Origin of the sequence: Endozoicomonas sp. Mp262 (assembly GCF_025643335.1) — a bacterium.
Lineage (GTDB): Bacteria > Pseudomonadota > Gammaproteobacteria > Pseudomonadales > Endozoicomonadaceae > Endonucleibacter.
Genome location: NZ_CP092489.1, coordinates 1005229 through 1022500, shown reverse-complemented (window position 1 = coordinate 1022500; position 17272 = coordinate 1005229). Strand labels below are relative to the sequence as shown.

Genomic DNA, 17272 nt, shown 5'->3' with positions numbered 1-17272 from the left:
GGGGAGTGAAATAGACCCTGAAACCGTGTACGTACAAGCAGTGGGAGCCCCGCTACTAAATTGCTCTAAGGGAGCTGTAATGTATTACGTTTATATTTTTCGATGTGTTCATGATCATGATGATTTCTACACAGGTTATACATCAGACCTGAGACGTAGGTTTCAAGAACATAACTCTGGAAGAAACACTTCTACCAAAGGTAAGGAGTGGGAGCTGGTATATTACGAAGCCTATATGAGTGAATCTGTAGCTAGAGAAAGAGAACGTATGCTAAAGCATGATGGTCGTGTAAAGCGTTACCTCATGGAGCGTATAAAATCTCAGTTCTGCTAGAGCAATTTAGTAGCGGGGTGACTGCGTACCTTTTGTATAATGGGTCAGCGACTTACATTCTGTGGCAAGGTTAACCGCATAGGGTAGCCGTAGGGAAACCGAGTCTTAATAGGGCGCCATAGTCGCAGGGTGTAGACCCGAAACCGGGCGATCTAGCCATGAGCAGGTTGAAGATCAGGTAACACTGATTGGAGGACCGAACCCACCGTCGTTGAAAAGCCGGGGGATGACTTGTGGCTAGGAGTGAAAGGCTAATCAAGCCCGGAGATAGCTGGTTCTCCTCGAAAGCTATTTAGGTAGCGCCTCGTGTCTCACCATCGGGGGTAGAGCACTGTTTGGGCTAGGGGGTCATCCCGACTTACCAACCCCATGCAAACTCCGAATACCGATGAGTGCAATCACGGGAGACACACGGCGGGTGCTAACGTCCGTCGTGGAAAGGGAAACAACCCAGACCGTCAGCTAAGGTCCCCAAGTAATAGTTAAGTGGGAAACGATGTGAGAAGGCCCAGACAGCCAGGAGGTTGGCTTAGAAGCAGCCACCCTTTAAAGAAAGCGTAATAGCTCACTGGTCGAGTCGGCTCGCGCGGAAGATGTAACGGGGCTCAAACTATTCACCGAAGCTACGGGTTCAGCACTTAGGTGTTGAGCGGTAGAGGAGCGTCCTGTAAGCCGTTGAAGGTCAAGCCGGGAGGCAGGCTGGAGGTATCAGGAGTGCGAATGCTGACATGAGTAACGATAAAGGGGGTGAGAGGCCCCCTCGCCGGAAGACCAAGGGTTCCTGCGCAACGCTAATCGGCGCAGGGTGAGTCGGCCCCTAAGGTGAGGTCGAAAGACGTAATCGATGGGAAACGGGTTAATATTCCCGTACCGCTGTTGACTGCGATGGAGTGACGGAGAAGGCTAGGCCAGCATGGCGATGGTTGTCCATGTTTAAGGTCGTAGGCCGAGGGTTCAGGCAAATCCGGACCCTCAAGGCCGAGAACCGATGACGACCGATCTTTAAGATCGGGAAGTGGTCGATGCCAGGCTTCCAGGAAAAACTTCTAAGCTTCAGGTCAACAGGGACCGTACCCCAAACCGACACAGGTGGTCAGGTAGAGAATACCAAGGCGCTTGAGAGAACTCGGGTGAAGGAACTAGGCAAAATGGTACCGTAACTTCGGGAGAAGGTACGCCCCCGCCGGTGATCGGACTTGCTCCGTAAGCTAGTGGGGGTCGCAGAGACCAGTTGGCTGCGACTGTTTATTAAAAACACAGCACTGTGCAAACACGAAAGTGGACGTATACGGTGTGACGCCTGCCCGGTGCCGGAAGGTTAATTGATGGGGTTACCTCACCACCAAATTGCTCTTATGTACTACATATATGTGATTCAAAACGTAAACGATGAGACAGATTTTTATCTGGGTTATAGCTCTGATCTTCGAAAAAGATTAGATCAACATAATTCGGGTATGAATGCTTCTACCAAGGGTAGAATATGGCGCATTGCTTACTATGAAGCATATCAAGTCAAAGAGTTTGCGAGAGCTCGCGAAGCTAAACTAAAGCGCAACAAAAAAATGCGTCAGATGTTAATGCAACGTGTGCGAGAGCAATTTGGTGGTGAGGGAAGCTCTTGATCGAAGCCCCGGTAAACGGCGGCCGTAACTATAACGGTCCTAAGGTAGCGAAATTCCTTGTCGGGTAAGTTCCGACCTGCACGAATGGCGTAACGATGGCCAAGCTGTCTCCACCCGAGACTCAGTGAAATTGAAATCGCTGTTAAGATGCAGTGTATCCGCGGCTAGACGGAAAGACCCCGTGAACCTTTACTATAGCTTCACAGTGGATCTTGATGTTGCTTGTGTAGGATAGGTGGGAGGCTTTGAAGCGTGGACGCCAGTCTGCGTGGAGCCAACCTTGAAATACCACCCTGGCAATATTGAGGTTCTAACCCAGGTCCCTAATCGGGATCGGGGACATTGTGTGGTGGGTAGTTTGACTGGGGCGGTCTCCTCCCAAAGAGTAACGGAGGAGCACGAAGGTGCGCTAAGTACGGTCGGACATCGTACGGTTAGTGTAAAGGCACAAGCGCGCTTGACTGCGAGAGGTACATCTCGAGCAGGTACGAAAGTAGGTCTTAGTGATCCGGTGGTTCTGAATGGAAGGGCCATCGCTCAACGGATAAAAGGTACTCCGGGGATAACAGGCTGATACCGCCCAAGAGTTCACATCGACGGCGGTGTTTGGCACCTCGATGTCGGCTCATCACATCCTGGGGCTGAAGCCGGTCCCAAGGGTATGGCTGTTCGCCATTTAAAGTGGTACGCGAGCTGGGTTTAGAACGTCGTGAGACAGTTCGGTCCCTATCTGCCGTGGACGTTGGAAGTTTGAGGAGAGCTGCTCCTAGTACGAGAGGACCGGAGTGGACGAACCACTGGTGTTCGGGTTGTGTCGCCAGACGCATTGCCCGGTAGCTATGTTCGGACGGGATAACCGCTGAAAGCATCTAAGCGGGAAGCCCCCTTCAAGATGAGACTTCCCTGACTCCTAGAGAGTCCTGAAGAGCCGTTAAAGACTATGACGTTGATAGGCTGGGTGTGTAAGCGTTGTGAGGCGTTGAGCTAACCAGTACTAATGACTCGTGCGGCTTGACCATATAACGCCAAAGCGATTTACTGCGAACGTTCCAGACGTTCTTAGTACTTCCTCCATCCCTGGAGGTCGTAACCATACGCTAGAAAGTAGAGTGTAAGGCAAGAATAGAAGACAGCTTAAATAAAATGGATTCCGAGCGTGTGGATACGCTACCGTTTTTTGCCATCCCTGGCAAAACGGCATAAGCACATCCATGTGCAAAAGTTTCGCCTGGCGACCATAGAATGTTGGAACCACCTGATCCCATCCCGAACTCAGCAGTGAAACGACATATCGCCGATGGTAGTGTGGGGTTTCCCCATGTGAGAGTAGGTCATCGCCAGGCACTTATTAGAAAACCCTGATAGCATACGCTGTCAGGGTTTTTGCTATGGGCTGGAAAAAACCACTCAATCTCCGGCACCCCCTCGTTCCCAGGCTCCCGCCTGGGAATGCAGACCTCCCCTCGACGCAAATGCTGTGCTGAAGGATGTATCCGTAGGCATTCCCAGCGGGGACGCCGGGAACGAGATAAAAATTTAATATGAAATATAAACTATCATCATTTATGATAATTTTTTTGTTGAGTGCTTGCTCTACTCAGGATATCAGTGGAGCTGGGACATCGCTAGTTATGTTAACATTAGCTCCTCTAGCACCTATTATTGATGGGTATCATGCTGTATCTGGAACTAAAAAAGCACTGGGCGCTTATGAAGTATACAAGATTAAGGAAAGTGTATACGTTCTGAGAAATGAGTTTGGCTGGTTTACCGATCAATCAGAACGAAAAACAGGAGAAAGTAGAAGATATTTAAGTGCCTGGGTGGTAGATCTAGATAGTTCGAAAAAAGATGCCAATGGAAGAATTGTCCTTTCGGAAAATAATTTGGAGCGTTGGTTTTTCAAAGACTTTGATTCTTCGTTGTACTCACTTATGCCTCGAAATAAAATACATAATGGCTGTACATGTTATAGCTATAATGCTGGCGATGAATATATGACTTTATATACAGAAAATGGAAAGCCTTACGTAATCATTCTCAAGCAAAGCTGAGTAGCTTAGGCATTAATGCCTGCTTTTAAAGAGGTTGTTTAGAATAAGAGGGGAAAAAATAATTTATAATGACGAAAGCGGCTGGTATTACCCGAACTAATAATTCACACTGCCCACCGCCAATAACTTGTTTTTTTTCACAAGCTCTGCGAAAATGCCCAGTTTTTTCAAGCGTAATGATACACAGTCAGACAATAGTGTTCGAATTGACTGAAGCTTTTCTATGAAGACACTCTATTCACGGTACTCCCAGGCGCATCGGGAAGCTTGCTGGGCCATTGGTCTGACGCTGGCTTACTTTCTATGGTGGTACTTGTCAGCCTACGGACTTGCGCCTGATACCAATAATCTTGAATCGTTTTTTCTTATTTTTGGCATGCCTTTATGGTTTTTTGTTTCCTGCATTGTTGCTCCTGTTCTGTTTACTGTGCTCTGTGGCCTAATGGTGCGATACATTTTTATAGATATGCCGCTTGATGTTGATCCAGCACATCAAGGTAATGCTGATGAATTATGAATTATTAATACCACTGATACTCTATTTGCTGGCGGTTTTTGGGCTAGCAATTATTTCCCGTTATAAAGGAAGTAAGCAAAGTGGGCTCAGTGAGTACCTGATCGGTAACCGCAGCCTGGGTGGGTTTGTGCTTGCCATGACGCTTGCTGCTACTTATGCCAGTGCCAGCTCCTTTATTGGTGGACCAGGTGCCGCCTACAAAATAGGGTTGGGATGGGTATTACTGGCTATGATTCAACTCCCTGTTGCATGGCTGACATTGGGGGTACTGGGCAAGAAGTTTGCCATAGAAGCGAGACGTCATAATGCCCTTACTCTCAACGATATGCTTTATGCGCGCTACAAGAGTCGAACAGTAGTGATTCTGGCATCCATGGCATTGTTATTGGCTTTTTTTGGCACAATGGTGGTGCAGTTTGTCGGAGGGGCTCGCTTAATTGAAGCTGTAACCGGACTCAGCTATACACAGAGTCTGCTACTGTTCGGAATTACTGTGGGTGTATACACGACCATTGGTGGGTTCAGAGCCGTCGTTATGACGGATGCATTGCAAGGTATTATGATGGTCATTGGTACCATTACACTACTGGGAGCGACTATTTATGCCGGTGGTGGTCTGGGTGAAATGGTAAGAGCTCTCTACCAGATAGACCCTGCCCTGATAACACCACATGGAGCTGATCACTTTCTTTCTCAGCCCTTCATTCTAAGCTTTTGGATTCTTGTATGTTTTGGCGTAATTGGATTGCCCCATGTGGCCGTTCGCTGTATGTCGTATAGATCCACCCAGGCACTGCATCGGGGCATGGTGATTGGGACAGCTGTGGTGGCATTTTTAACTCTGGGCATGCATCTTGCGGGCGCTCTTGGTCGAGTGCTAGTACCAGAGATAGATACTCCGGACCAGATTATTCCGGTATTAATGACAACAGTCCTTCCTCCTGCTGTTGCAGGGATCTTTTTGGCTGGCCCTATGGCTGCGATTATGTCTACCATAGATTCTCAATTGATTCAGGCATCAGCTACCTTGCTTAAAGACCTCTACCTGAATTATATGATCGCCAGCAAAACTGACCAGAGAAATATAACCAGCCGTTTGCCTCGTTTATCCCTCTGGGTTACTGGTATTCTGGTCATGCTCCTCTTTATTGCTGCGATTAATCCACCGGAGATGATTATCTGGCTTCACCTGATAGCATTTGGGGGGATGCAGGCTGTGTTTTTGTGGCCACTGGTTCTGGGTCTTTACTGGAAAAAGGCATCAGCAACAGGGGCTCTTGCCTCAATGTTGGCAGGTGGTGGAAGCTATATCGTTCTCACAATAACAAAGCCTGATTTAGCGGGTGTACATGCCATTGTACCTGCATTGTCATTAAGCTTATTGGCTTTTGTAGTTTGTAGTTTGTATTGTCCGAACAAGAAAAGCAGAATGGCCCTGCAACATTAGAGTAATCCAATACTGCTTTTCACTCCCAGGTTTCTGTCTGATAATACAGATACAAACACAGTGCTAATGGAAACATCCGTAGGTATTCCTGGTGAGGATGCTGGGAGCGAGAAGCAGTGATTGTTGTTGGATGTCCTCACTAAAAATGCCGCTTCTTTCCTTCTGATACTTTAATGCCAATTCTTACTGATCAAAAAACAGCTTCGGAGACCTGCCGGCCACCGAGGTAACCATCGCAGTGAAAGCACTGTGGCTGGAATAGCCCAGCTCTAGCGCTATTCTACCGATAGGCATTTTATTTGCGGACAATGTGATCGCGCAGGCTAGCAATGCCTGCTGTCGCCATTGACTGAAGGTCATGTTCAACTCAGCTTTAAACAAGCGCCTAATTGTGCTTTCACTGGCACCGACAACAGCGGCTAAGTCATACAATTTCACGGATTGCCGGGGTGTCCTCAAGAATAATTGACACAAATGCAGAAGCCTTTTGTCACTAGGCATAGGCACTGCCATGGAAATAAGCTCACTTTGTTCTATTTCAGCGTAGATCAACTGGCATAGCGCCTGATAAATGCTTTCAGGTATTGCTTCAAGTGCAGTTGTCGCCATTTTTTTTAGCAACTCTCCCAGTAGCGCAGAGACTTCAAAACACTGACATTGATGCCACTCAACAGTGTCCAACAACGCAGGAGTAGGTAAGAAGTAAACTGAAAATAACTTTGCCCGTTCAAGCAAAACGGCTGAATGCGTATGGCAGGAAGGAATCCAAACAGCATTCTGTGGGGGAACCCAGTACATCCCATTGGGTGTAGTGACTTGAACAACACCTGTATCTGAGAACACTAGCTGGTTCCAGTCATGCTGATGTAACGAGGTTTCTGTGCGTGCCGCCACTTCTTTGATAATCCCATTGACAGGGAAACGAGAATCCAGCGGCAGAGTTACCATGAGTTCTTGTATTGCTTTATTACCCATTGATGGCTTCTCAATACTTTTTGACATCTTTATAAAATTCATACGTTAAAAAATTTTGTATAAATACTCCCACAGCATCATAGAGCAAAACATCTCTAATAATTTGCTCGATGTAACAGCTGTTTACCAGCCAGCGATGTATTAAAAAGTCAGGAATGCACCAACCCTCTATGATCTCCTCCTCCCCAAAAAAACATGCCCACACGTGTAATTTTGTTCCTTCTTCAGTTTCATATGATCAACAAAAAGAGCAACCATGCTCCAAGCGGCTGGCTGAGGTGAAAGCACATGGATAGCCCAAGCTCATTTAGCCACCAACAACGCTGGGTGATAATCAGTCTGATTTTCGGTGCATGCCTGCCTCTGGTAGATGTGACCATCCTGGGTATTGCTATTCCTGATCTTGCCCAGAGCTTTAACGTCACCATTGCCAGGCTACAGTGGGTCTCGGTTCTGTATACCGTCACCGCAACGATGACGGTAACCACCTGTGCGTGGGCAACCCGCCAGATAGGTGCCAAACGACTTTGGTTTACGGGTTTATGTCTGTTTACAGTGAGTTCTTTATTTGCAGCAATATCACCCAATGTAGAGATACTCCTTTTCAGTAGAGCACTTCAAGGCGTTGGTGCCGGAATTATTATGGCAGGCATGCAAACTGTTCTGGTACTGGCAGTTGGCAAGCCAATGCTTAAAACAGCTATGGCCACCATGGCTGTACCAACAGTACTGGCACCAATAGCAGGCCCTGTACTCGCTGGCTACTTATTACATATCGGTGATTGGCGTTGGATTTTCTACATTAATGTGCCAATAGGAATGATAGCCATTGCGCTAGCTCGAATTAAACTACCTGACGACGATAGTCGTTCTCCCATACACTTCGATCTTCGCGGGTTTATGATGCTTGCTCCCGCATTACTTTTATTAATGTTCAGCTTATCTTCGCTATCTGACCTAAATAAGCCCAGTGGACATTTTGGATTAATAATAGGTGCCTGCGTTTTTTTAGGCGTCTTATTGTTGTGGATATTTAGCAAATATTCACACCAACGTGGTGAACAGGCACTGGTGCGGCTTTCTCCGTTTCAGGTGAACTCCTTCCGAGCCAGCATGTGTTTATTATTTTTTTCCAGTGCAGGTTTCTATGCCGACCTGAGTTCGACATAAGGAACTGATTTTATATAGCATAGCTACCACGCTGATTAGGGGTGGAGTAGTGCTGTGCTGACCAAGGTATTTTGCAGGGTAGACGATTTTTGCAAGCAATTTGAACCAAAGCTAAACCAGTATCTGATCGAGCATTGTGGCCGCAAGCGCATTCGTAAACAGTCTCTATCAATCAGCGAAGTGGCAACGATCGTCATCCTATTTCATGCTAAAGGCTATCGTTGTCTGAAGCACTTCTATATTAATCATGTCTGTAAATACTGGCATAAGCACTTTCACGGGCTAGTCAGCTACAATCGGTTTGTTGAGCTGATGCCACAAGCGCTTATGGTACTCTCAGCTTTCTTGCAGACACGATATGGCAAGGTGTCTGGCATTTCTTATATAGATTCAACCGGCATCGCTGTCTGTGAAAAAAGTCGGGCTCTGCGCCATAAAGTGTTTAAAGATGAAGCAGGCTGGGGTAAGTCTTCTACACACTGGTATTACGGCTTTAAGCTTCACCTGATTATCAATGATACCGGTGAGTTGCTGGCGGTTAAGTGTACATCAGGTAATACCGATGATCGTGCTGTTCTTGAAGATATGTGCTGCCACTTGTTTGGTAAGCTGTTCGGCGACAAAGGCTATATATCCAAGGCCAAAGCCCAGCTTTTAAAAGAAAAATACGATGTTGACCTGATTACGACGCGCAGGAAAAACATGAAACCTCAGAACCTGCCTGCTTTTGATAAAGTACTGCTGAGAGGGCGTGCAATCATTGAGACGGTCAACGATCAGTTGAAAAATATCTCTCAGATAGAGCACACCCGCCACCGCTCAAAGTTCAATTTTATGGTGAACTTGCTGGCAGGGCTTATAGCCTATACGTTTCAAAAAAAGAAGCCTTCTCTGAGCATTCAGCATACGGGGCTGGTTGAGTTGGTTGCTTAACCGTTATGTCGAACTCAGGTCTTGATACACAGGCAGCGGAAAAGCTCACAAATGCTCCCCGCTGCCCAATTAGTACTCGCACCATAATTTAGGTTAACGACTGGCAATCAACTGATCCCGGGGCGAATATGTTTTATGAACATAGTCCTCAATCATCTGCTTGTACTGTTCAGAGATGTTTTCACCTTTAAGCGTAGTGACTTTCTCACCATCAACAAAGACAGGCGCTGAAGGCGCTTCGCCGGTTCCGGGCAGGCTGATACCAATATTGGCGTGCTTGCTTTCACCGGGGCCGTTAACCACACAGCCCATAACAGCGACCTTCATATTTTCCACACCAACGTATTCTGACCGCCAGGACACCATCTTGCGGCGAAGGAAGTTATCCACTTCATCGGTCAGAACCCTGAAGAAATTGCTGGTTGTCCGGCCACATCCGGGGCAGGCAGTGACTTCGGGGGAAAAACTGCGGACTTCAAGCGCCTGAAGAATCTGTTGTGAAACAATCACTTCTTTATCGCGGGAGGCATTGGGCTCAGGAGTCAGTGAAGTTCGGATTGTATTTCCGATTCCCTGCTGTAAAAGTACACCCATGGCAATACTGGAAGAGACAATGCCTTTGCTGCCCATGCCTGCTTCTGTGAGACCGAGGTGGAGAGCATAGTGAGAACGTTCAGCCAGCATCTGATAAACACTGACCAGATCCTGAACCCTGGAAACTTTGCAGGAGATAATAATTTTATCCTCTCCCAGGCCTCGCTGAACGGCAGCATCAGCGCTGGTGAGTGCTGAGATAACCAGGGCCTCATGGAGAATTTCCTGAGCACTTTTCGGATTGTCTGACTGGGCATTTTCATCCATCAGGCGGGTGGAGAGTGCCTTATCCAGGCTGCCCCAGTTAACACCGATGCGTATAGGCTTGTCATATTTGATGGCGGTATCAATCATCATGTTGAAGCGCTCATCTTTTTTATTACCGAAGCCTACGTTACCAGGGTTAATGCGGTATTTATGCAGCAGTTCAGCACACCCTGTGTACTTTGTCAGCAGGGTATGGCCGTTATAGTGAAAATCCCCAACAATAGGGACATTACAGTTTTGCTTGGCCAGTTTTTCATAGATTGAAGGGATGGCCGCAGCGGCTTCTTCAGAGTTGACAGTTACCCTGACAATTTCTGAACCGGCATCAGCCAATAACCTGATCTGCTGGACAGTTCTGTTCACATCGGCAGTATCGGTATCCGTCATTGACTGGACAACCACAGGTGCTTTTCCACCGATGGTGACATGCCCGACTTTTACAGCGTGGGTTTGATGACGACTGCCCATTGAATGCGACTCCTTCAGCAGGTTTCAATATGACACCCTGCAACGGGGGAAGTTCAGGCAGGGTGTTAAAATCATACGGTAATAGCTCAGTTTATCAGAACATAAGCGGAACCACCGCCTGAATGTCTGTGGCATTCCTGGCACTACTGGATCAATGGTTCAGATGACAGTGACAAGGAGTCTCTGTTAAGGCTGCTCAGGGTTAGCATTGCGGCTTCTTTTGTGGATAGCATGCGTACAGGTACGTCCTTCAGGGTTTTATAAATAACACGGAAAGCCAGTACATTTTGCACATACTGTCGGGTTTCATCATAGGGGATGGTTTCAATCCAGATATCCAGCGGCAGATGCCCTCTCTGTTTTAGCCAGCCACTGACTCTTCTGGAACCCGCATTGTAAGCTGCCGTGGCAAAAACCCGATTATTTTCAAATCTATCGATAAGCTCTGCCAGGTGCGCGGCACCAAGGGCAATATTGATTCTGGGTTGATAGAGGTCACTGGCTTTTTTATAGGTGATTTTATTGTGGCGGGCAGTCTGCCTTGCAGTGCCTGGCATGAGCTGCATCAGTCCCCTGGCCCCGGCATGGGAACGGGCCGTTGGGTTAAAGGCGCTTTCCTGGCGGGCAATGGCTACCAACCAGGATGAGTCCAGTTCCCGCTGCCGGGAAAATTGACGGAAGAGATCGGCCTGAGGTGTGGGAAAGCGTAGATCCAGTTCGTTCCACAAGGCTTCACGGGCAGCGGTCATGATGGCCTGGTGGTGCCAGTCCCATTGATGGGCAAGGTAAGCAACCCCTTTTCTCTGCTCGGGGTTCAGGGCGGGTTTTAACTGATTAAGTTCAGACTGGGCCTGGTAGTAACGGCCGTGGTAAAGCCACTCCCTGATTCGTTGTAAGGCGTCAAACTCTGATATGAGTTGCTGTAAAGGCTCGGACTCCATTGACACTTTGCTTTGATTAAGTTGAAACGGCGCGTTGTTAATATCCGCAACCAGAAAACCATAAAACCCCCGCTCCTGGCTTAAATCTGAAAAGTCAGAGGTATTTATAATGACCTTTTGCCTTCCCTCTGTGCTTTTATTGTTTGCGATATTGAGCGCCGCTACACCCTGCCAATAACGCCAGCGACTTTTATCCAAATAATTATCAGGAAGCCTGGCAATTAACGAGGTGACCTTGCCCCAGTTTTGGTCAGCCAGAGCCAGGCGGATTCGCCACTCTGTAACTTCAGGATAACTGAACAAAGGGTCGAGTTTTTCGATGTAGTGGTCGGCCTGGTTATGAAAGCTCTTGGCTAATCGGATGGAAAGCCACTGGTCCAGCCGGGCAACCTGGTTAAGGCTGAAAGGATAAGAATCCCGGGTTGCTAACCATAGTGTGCTTGCCTGCGAGATATTTCTTCTTGCCAGCCGCTTGAGACCATGCAGAAAGATAAACCGGTGCTTCTCCTGCATTTTATCCAGCGCTTTGGTTGTAGCCAGCAGTCTGGGGTTGTTATGAATGCTCCAGAAAAGCTGGGTATTTTTCTTTAGCCCGGGTCTTTGGATGGCTTTGTCGATGTAACGGGCCAGTTGCAGATTGCCTTTTGCCGCAGCAAGCCAGAATCGTTCAAATGCCAGCTCTTGGGTGAGCTCACCCGCTTTTTTCCAGAGGGAGAAAAGAGGGTCACAGGCTTTGTTCTGGGATTTTCCGATGAGCCATAGCTTTGCCGCCTGATCCCAGGCTTTTTGTTTATTACCCTGTTTATATAAAGCAACTCCATTAAAACATTGATACCGGGCATTATTGATATCACTGCGTTCATAGGCCATCAGGTAGTCTTCCCAGCGATGGGATTTGGCTAACTGGTCAAGCCATTGTCGCTGAATCTTATAAGTGTGGGGTGAGTGGGAATAGGTTGAGACATAGTGATCAATATCTTGCTGGGATAAAGCGCTCAAGCGGTTATTAAGCTCCATCCACTCAAGATAGGGCAGCAACGGGTAATCCTTCAGTTGCTCCAGGTTATCAAAAAAGAGTCGGGTTTTTTTCTTTTTCAGTTGTTTCTCTATGGCCGTAAACAGGCTGCGCTGGGAGTCCAGCGAAGTGGTACTTTCTGCGGTGGCAGCAAATATTGAAGGACAAACAGTGGCGGCGGTAGCGAAGGCCATTACCCGAAGGTGCTTGTGTATCATGGTCTACATGATTTCCTGTAGTTCTTATTATCTATGCATTTCTTCAGGGCATAAGTTAATCAATCGGCTGACTGACCGGGTTCTTCATCTGCATTATCTTTGACATGCAGCCTCGTTCCCGGCGTCCTCGCCGGGAATGCATACGGATACCTCCAGTTGTTATAGCCTGGGAACGAGAGGATTGATTATTTGCCCTGTTATCCGTTCCTTCTCCTGAACTAATGTTCTCACAGATTCAACCGATTAAAAAAGCAGAAATCACTCATTGCGAGGCATGACCATTTTGCGGAACTGGAAACCCGGCAGCATCGCTAACACTGTGCTTCTTACACTTATCTCCCCTATTGTAAATGGCTCCCAATGGGTTATTTCGCAGCCTGTGGTCATTAGTACGGCTGCAAACAAGGCACCGGATCAGGCCACAGAGAGCAGGGACAACCAACCGACAAAAATAGAGGAAAAAGTGGTTCCCCTGAAAACCTCTGGTGTCAGCACAGGGGACCCTTTTGAAGAGGATGAGTTTCAGCTTCAGGAATTCAAGCGATGGCAGGGTTGGTTTAACCTGCTCTATGATTCCGGGAATCGCCATGAAGTCTCAGGTGTAAAAGGTTTCAGTGTTAAAAGTGCAGGCCTGGTGATAGGTGCTGATGCCGAGATGGATAAAAAAACAAGGGTCGGCGCAGCATTTACCTTTGATAGAGCTACAGTGAATGGGGATGACAGTCAGAAGACCAAGATAAAAGGAATGCTTGGGAGTTTTTATACGCGTTGGGATAACCGCCTGCTCTTTTTAAATACCATGATGACACTGGGTAAGGCGGATAGTGAAATAGATAGGATGATGGGGAGTACAAAATATACCGGCAAATATAAAGCCGGTATTTGGTCGGTGAATATTACGGCAGGAAAGCATACGAGGTATCAGGGGTGGAATATTGACCCTATGGCTTTATTTAATTACAGCTCTATTGATTTTAAGGATTATGTTGAAAAAACTGAAGCAGGGGATATGACTAAAAAAGAACCCTCCAGTTTTGAAGCCATGGAGTTTGGTCTTGGCATAAAAGTCAATCGTTCCTATTGGGGAAACACGCTGGTTCGACGTGGCACTTATAAACCTGAATTTTCCCTTGTTGGTCTTTATGATGTTAATAGCAATGGCAGTGATGTTAAGTCCCGATTTTCTACCGGTGGAGATTCATTTGTCATCACCAGCCCAAAACGGGATAAATTCCGCCTGAAAGGTGAATTGGGTATCACTGTGAATACCTATAGGCGCTGGACCTTAAAAGCAGGGTATCGTTTTCACTGGAGTTCAAATTATAATGCCCACGGGGTTTCTGCCCAGGTTAATTATCTCTTCTAGATTTTATTTTAATAAAATCCATATCTATTAAATAATCATTAATAGCTTAATGGTTATTTCCTATTCATCTAATGTTATTAATCAAAGTCGCCGATTAAAAGAAGGATGCTTCAGGATTTTTTAATTCTTTAAATCAGAAGCGCAAAGGAATATAAGACGGTGAATAAATCAGGAAAACAATTAAACCGTTTATTGGCGGCAATTATATTCTCTTCTCCGTTGCCATTATGGGCAGCTGACTGGGTTATTTCTGCCCCCGTGATTGTTAATAGCGGTCATTTAAATGATAAGGTCATTATTGATAGTTCTATTAAAGCGACAGAATCCGGTCAGTCTGTTGTTAAGGTGGATGGTTTTTTAGGTGGCATTCGGGTTAATTCAGGTAAAACAATAGAAACTGAAGAAGGTTTCTGGGATGAGGGTTCAGGAGAATTACAAGCAGATCATGCTGCCATTAATATTACCTCTGTGGGACGGGTGACAGAAACCATTGAAACCCATGGCTATATTAAAAGCGGAATTAATATATCAGGATCAGTTCAGGTTGATTCAGGCAGTGCCCTTTTACTTCAGGGAAATGATGATGACGATAAGGCTGTATTAAAGCATTCTGTTTCTGTGAGAGAAAATGGCAATGTTAAATCCGAAAACGATCATGCAATTACTATTGGAGGGCACGGTTTTGCTGATCTTATCAATATTGAAAAAAATGGCTCGATAGCCACAGAAGGGTCTAATAAAAGTGCAATCTATATTGGCCAGAATGGTCAGCTGGGTGGAGGGTTAAACCAGTCTGTGGATGGTGGGGATATTCTTTTTTATAACGGTAAAGATTCAACCCCCATTATTAATGTACAGGGTCGGGTCAGTTCAGATACCGGCAGCGGAATAAAAATTGATACCGGAGGTTCTGCAACCGGCGCTATTTTTGTTCATGGGGATGGACACCTTGAAGGGGCAACAACCACCGGAGAGGCGGCCGTTTATATTGATGGAACTTATCATGGTGGTATCCATAATTACTCCGGCGACATCACCGGGGGTATTGTTGTTGGCGCCAATGGCTCCCATGTGGCCGCAACAACTGTGACATCCTCATTGGGAGGTAATCCGGATGCCCTGGAATCGGGAGACCGTTCTGCGTATTTCAGTGTAGGAGGTTCATCGGATAAGGCTGAATTAAAGGGCGGTTATACGGTTCTCAGTGGTGGATCAGCCATTTCAACCTACAATCACACCCTGCACTTAGGCAGTCACTCTAGCGCAGACTTTATCAGGGTTGATGGCATGCTGGAGTCCTCTGCCAGTGGTAAAGCCGCTATTCATGTGGATGCCGGTGCTGCCCTGGGGAGTGATTCTGATGCGGATGCCGTGACCGTGAATACGGGTGGAATTATCGAAAGTGAAAATGGCGATGCCATTGTGGTTGATGGCGCTTTCACTGGCTGGATAGGGATTCGGGGAGGCACCCTGAAAGCCAAAAACGCGGTGGCCTATGCTGTGAATTTCACCAATGCAGATAATGCACTCAAGTTTTATCAGGATGGCGCGGGATATACTAAAGGCTCCATTAAAGGAAGTGGTCAAGCAACGGATGTGCTTAATATTCTTGGCGGCAATGTGGATAGCCAAACCCTATCCGATTTAGAAACCATCACTTTGGCCAATACACAGTTAAACAGCTCCACGATTGTTGGTGTTAATGATTTTACCGCCAGAAACTCCACGGTGAATACCGGGACCTTAGCAGGTTTGTCCGCCCTGACAGTGAATACCAATACCCGTCTTAATATTCAGGAAGGCTTTACTCTGCCGGAAACAACCACCGTTGAAGTTGAATCCGGTTATAACAAAAGTCAGGCGGTTATTGATGTGGATGAAATACTTTATGCCAGTATCGGGGGCAGTGACCTCCATTTAAAACCCACCTCAGCGGCTGCCTACAATGAATTACTGGCTAATGGTTCCATTACTGTTATTGATTACAGTGACGGATCGCTGGATAACAATCTTGAGGAGCGTGTCACTGCTTCGGCGGATGGCGCATTCAAGCCCAGGGACTCCTTACTCTTTGAAGTAGCTCCGGATTACAGTACCGATGGAAAAATTGCCGTAACGGTGACACCCAATCCCATTGAAAGCAGGATAGAAGGGTTGGGGTTAAGTGAGGCAGAGAAAACCCTGATACGGGAAGCGATTAAAGCATCGGTTAGCCCCAGCGCAAAAGATCAGGATAAACAGAACGGTTTGCTTGATCTGGTAACCCATCCCGATACAGATATCAGGGAATTAGCCTCGGATCTTGTGAGGCAGCATGATACAACCACCATGACCACCAATAGCATGGTGCATGTGCATAAAGTGCTGGGTAACCGGTTGCGTATTGCAGGCACCAGCGGATTGGGTTTTGGTGATGATGATGGTTTTTATGGCTATGAAAGCTATGAAGAGGATGATTATAACGGCAGCTATGGGCCGGGCTTTGCTTTTCTGGGGGGGGCTGCCTGGGTTCAGTATATTTACAACACCAGCAAGCATGAGAAGGTTGAGCATGACTTTGGTTTTGACAGCACCATGTCCGGGTTCGTATTCGGACTGGATACCGACTTAACGGATAACTTCCGGATGGGGGGCGCCGGTAGCTGGACCCGAAGCAGTGTAAAGGGAGAACATGACTCCTCTGCCACTATTAATAATTTTATGGCGTCCTTTTATGGTCACTGGAATAAGGCTGGCTGGTTTGCTGACACCATGATCAGTATTGGCCGGGGCAAAAGTGATACCGGAAAGGTGGTATTGAATCAACAGGTCAATGCCCACTATGAAAGTCAGTTCCGGGGTTTGAAACTGGTTATTGGTCATGAGTTTACCAATGGCGCGTGGGACTTTGCACCACAGGCGGAACTCCATATTGGCAGTATCAGTTTTGACACCTTCAGGGAAAAGGGCAGTAGTGGTGGTGAGCAAGAAATTAAAATCAGGGATTACAGAACCCTGGAATTAGGTGGTGGTTTCCGGGTTAATTTGGGTGAGGGACTTGGCTATGGTATTCGTCCGGCGCTCAGTGTGATGGGATTTTACGACTTTGAGGATGTGGGCAGTGAAATTGAAGCCACCTATTTAGCCGCCGGTGAAAGTTTTACGGTTCAGGGACCAAGCCGGGATCGTTTTCGATTACAGACCGGGGTCGGGGTAAATATTGATGTGTTAGAAAGCTGGACGCTGAATACGTCTTATTATCTTAATTTAAGTAAGCATTTTCAGTCCCATAATTTTTCAGCGAAAGCCAGGTATTCCTTTTAATTGATTCGATTGGATGATTTCTATTTTTTAATAAAAAGGGCACAG

At 46.9% G+C, this 17272-nt stretch carries 10 protein-coding genes and 2 rRNA genes (1 of these 12 cut by a window edge); 9 read left to right on the top strand and 3 right to left on the bottom strand.

The features are described 5' to 3' along the window. The 5 genes from MJ595_RS04470 to panF all read left to right on the top strand — a co-directional run. Positions 1–2978 (top strand): 23S ribosomal RNA (locus tag MJ595_RS04470) (it extends 494 nt beyond the left edge of the window). Between the two features lie 208 nt (positions 2979–3186). Beyond that, positions 3187–3302, top strand: a 5S ribosomal RNA gene (gene rrf, locus MJ595_RS04465). Positions 3303–3500: 198 nt separating this feature from the next. Then, entirely contained in the window at positions 3501–4013 is a 513-nt protein-coding gene (locus MJ595_RS04460; protein WP_263081307.1) for a hypothetical protein, read from the top strand. A 223-nt stretch (positions 4014–4236) separates the two neighbouring features. Then, positions 4237–4530 carry a YhdT family protein gene (locus tag MJ595_RS04455; protein WP_263081306.1) on the top strand — a complete coding sequence of 98 codons (294 nt, stop codon included), beginning with the start codon at positions 4237–4239 and terminating at the stop codon, positions 4528–4530. Then, a complete protein-coding gene (gene panF / locus MJ595_RS04450; RefSeq protein ID WP_263081305.1) occupies positions 4520–5977 on the top strand; it encodes a sodium/pantothenate symporter in 1458 nt (485 codons plus the stop codon). The genes MJ595_RS04455 and panF overlap by 11 nt, the downstream gene beginning before the upstream one ends. A 183-nt stretch (positions 5978–6160) precedes the next feature. On the opposite strand, the gene MJ595_RS04445 is transcribed toward panF, so the two are convergent. Further along, the gene (locus MJ595_RS04445) at positions 6161–6952 is read right to left on the bottom strand and encodes a helix-turn-helix transcriptional regulator (RefSeq protein WP_263081304.1); all 792 of its coding nucleotides are present in this window, start codon (positions 6950–6952) and stop codon (positions 6161–6163) included. 288 nt (positions 6953–7240) lie between these two features. On the opposite strand from MJ595_RS04445, the gene MJ595_RS04440 reads away from it, so the two are divergent. Together MJ595_RS04440 and MJ595_RS04435 are read left to right on the top strand one after the other, a co-directional pair. Further along, complete coding sequence (locus MJ595_RS04440; RefSeq protein ID WP_263081303.1) at positions 7241–8122, top strand: MFS transporter; 882 nt, start codon at positions 7241–7243, stop codon at positions 8120–8122. 54 nt (positions 8123–8176) lie between these two features. After that, complete coding sequence (locus MJ595_RS04435) at positions 8177–9055, top strand: IS982 family transposase (protein ID WP_263078216.1); 879 nt, start codon at positions 8177–8179, stop codon at positions 9053–9055. 93 nt (positions 9056–9148) lie between these two features. Here the strand turns inward: MJ595_RS04435 and ispG are convergent, their stop codons facing one another. Together ispG and MJ595_RS04425 are read right to left on the bottom strand one after the other, a co-directional pair. Further along, on the bottom strand, positions 9149–10384 hold the full coding sequence (ispG, locus tag MJ595_RS04430) for a flavodoxin-dependent (E)-4-hydroxy-3-methylbut-2-enyl-diphosphate synthase (RefSeq protein ID WP_263081302.1): 1236 nt from the start codon (positions 10382–10384) through the stop codon (positions 9149–9151). 143 nt (positions 10385–10527) lie between these two features. Next, positions 10528–12558: a transglycosylase SLT domain-containing protein gene (locus MJ595_RS04425; RefSeq protein ID WP_263081301.1), complete on the bottom strand. Its 2031-nt coding sequence runs from the start codon at positions 12556–12558 to the stop codon at positions 10528–10530. A 274-nt stretch (positions 12559–12832) separates the two neighbouring features. Here MJ595_RS04425 and MJ595_RS04420 point away from each other — a divergent pair, with 274 nt between their 5' ends. Beyond that, positions 12833–13924, top strand: coding sequence for an autotransporter outer membrane beta-barrel domain-containing protein (locus tag MJ595_RS04420; protein WP_263081300.1), 1092 nt, complete (start codon positions 12833–12835; stop codon positions 13922–13924). Positions 13925–14083: 159 nt separating this feature from the next. After that, a complete protein-coding gene (locus tag MJ595_RS04415) occupies positions 14084–17227 on the top strand; it encodes an autotransporter domain-containing protein (RefSeq protein WP_263081299.1) in 3144 nt (1047 codons plus the stop codon). The last annotated feature ends 45 nt before the right edge of the window (positions 17228–17272 follow it).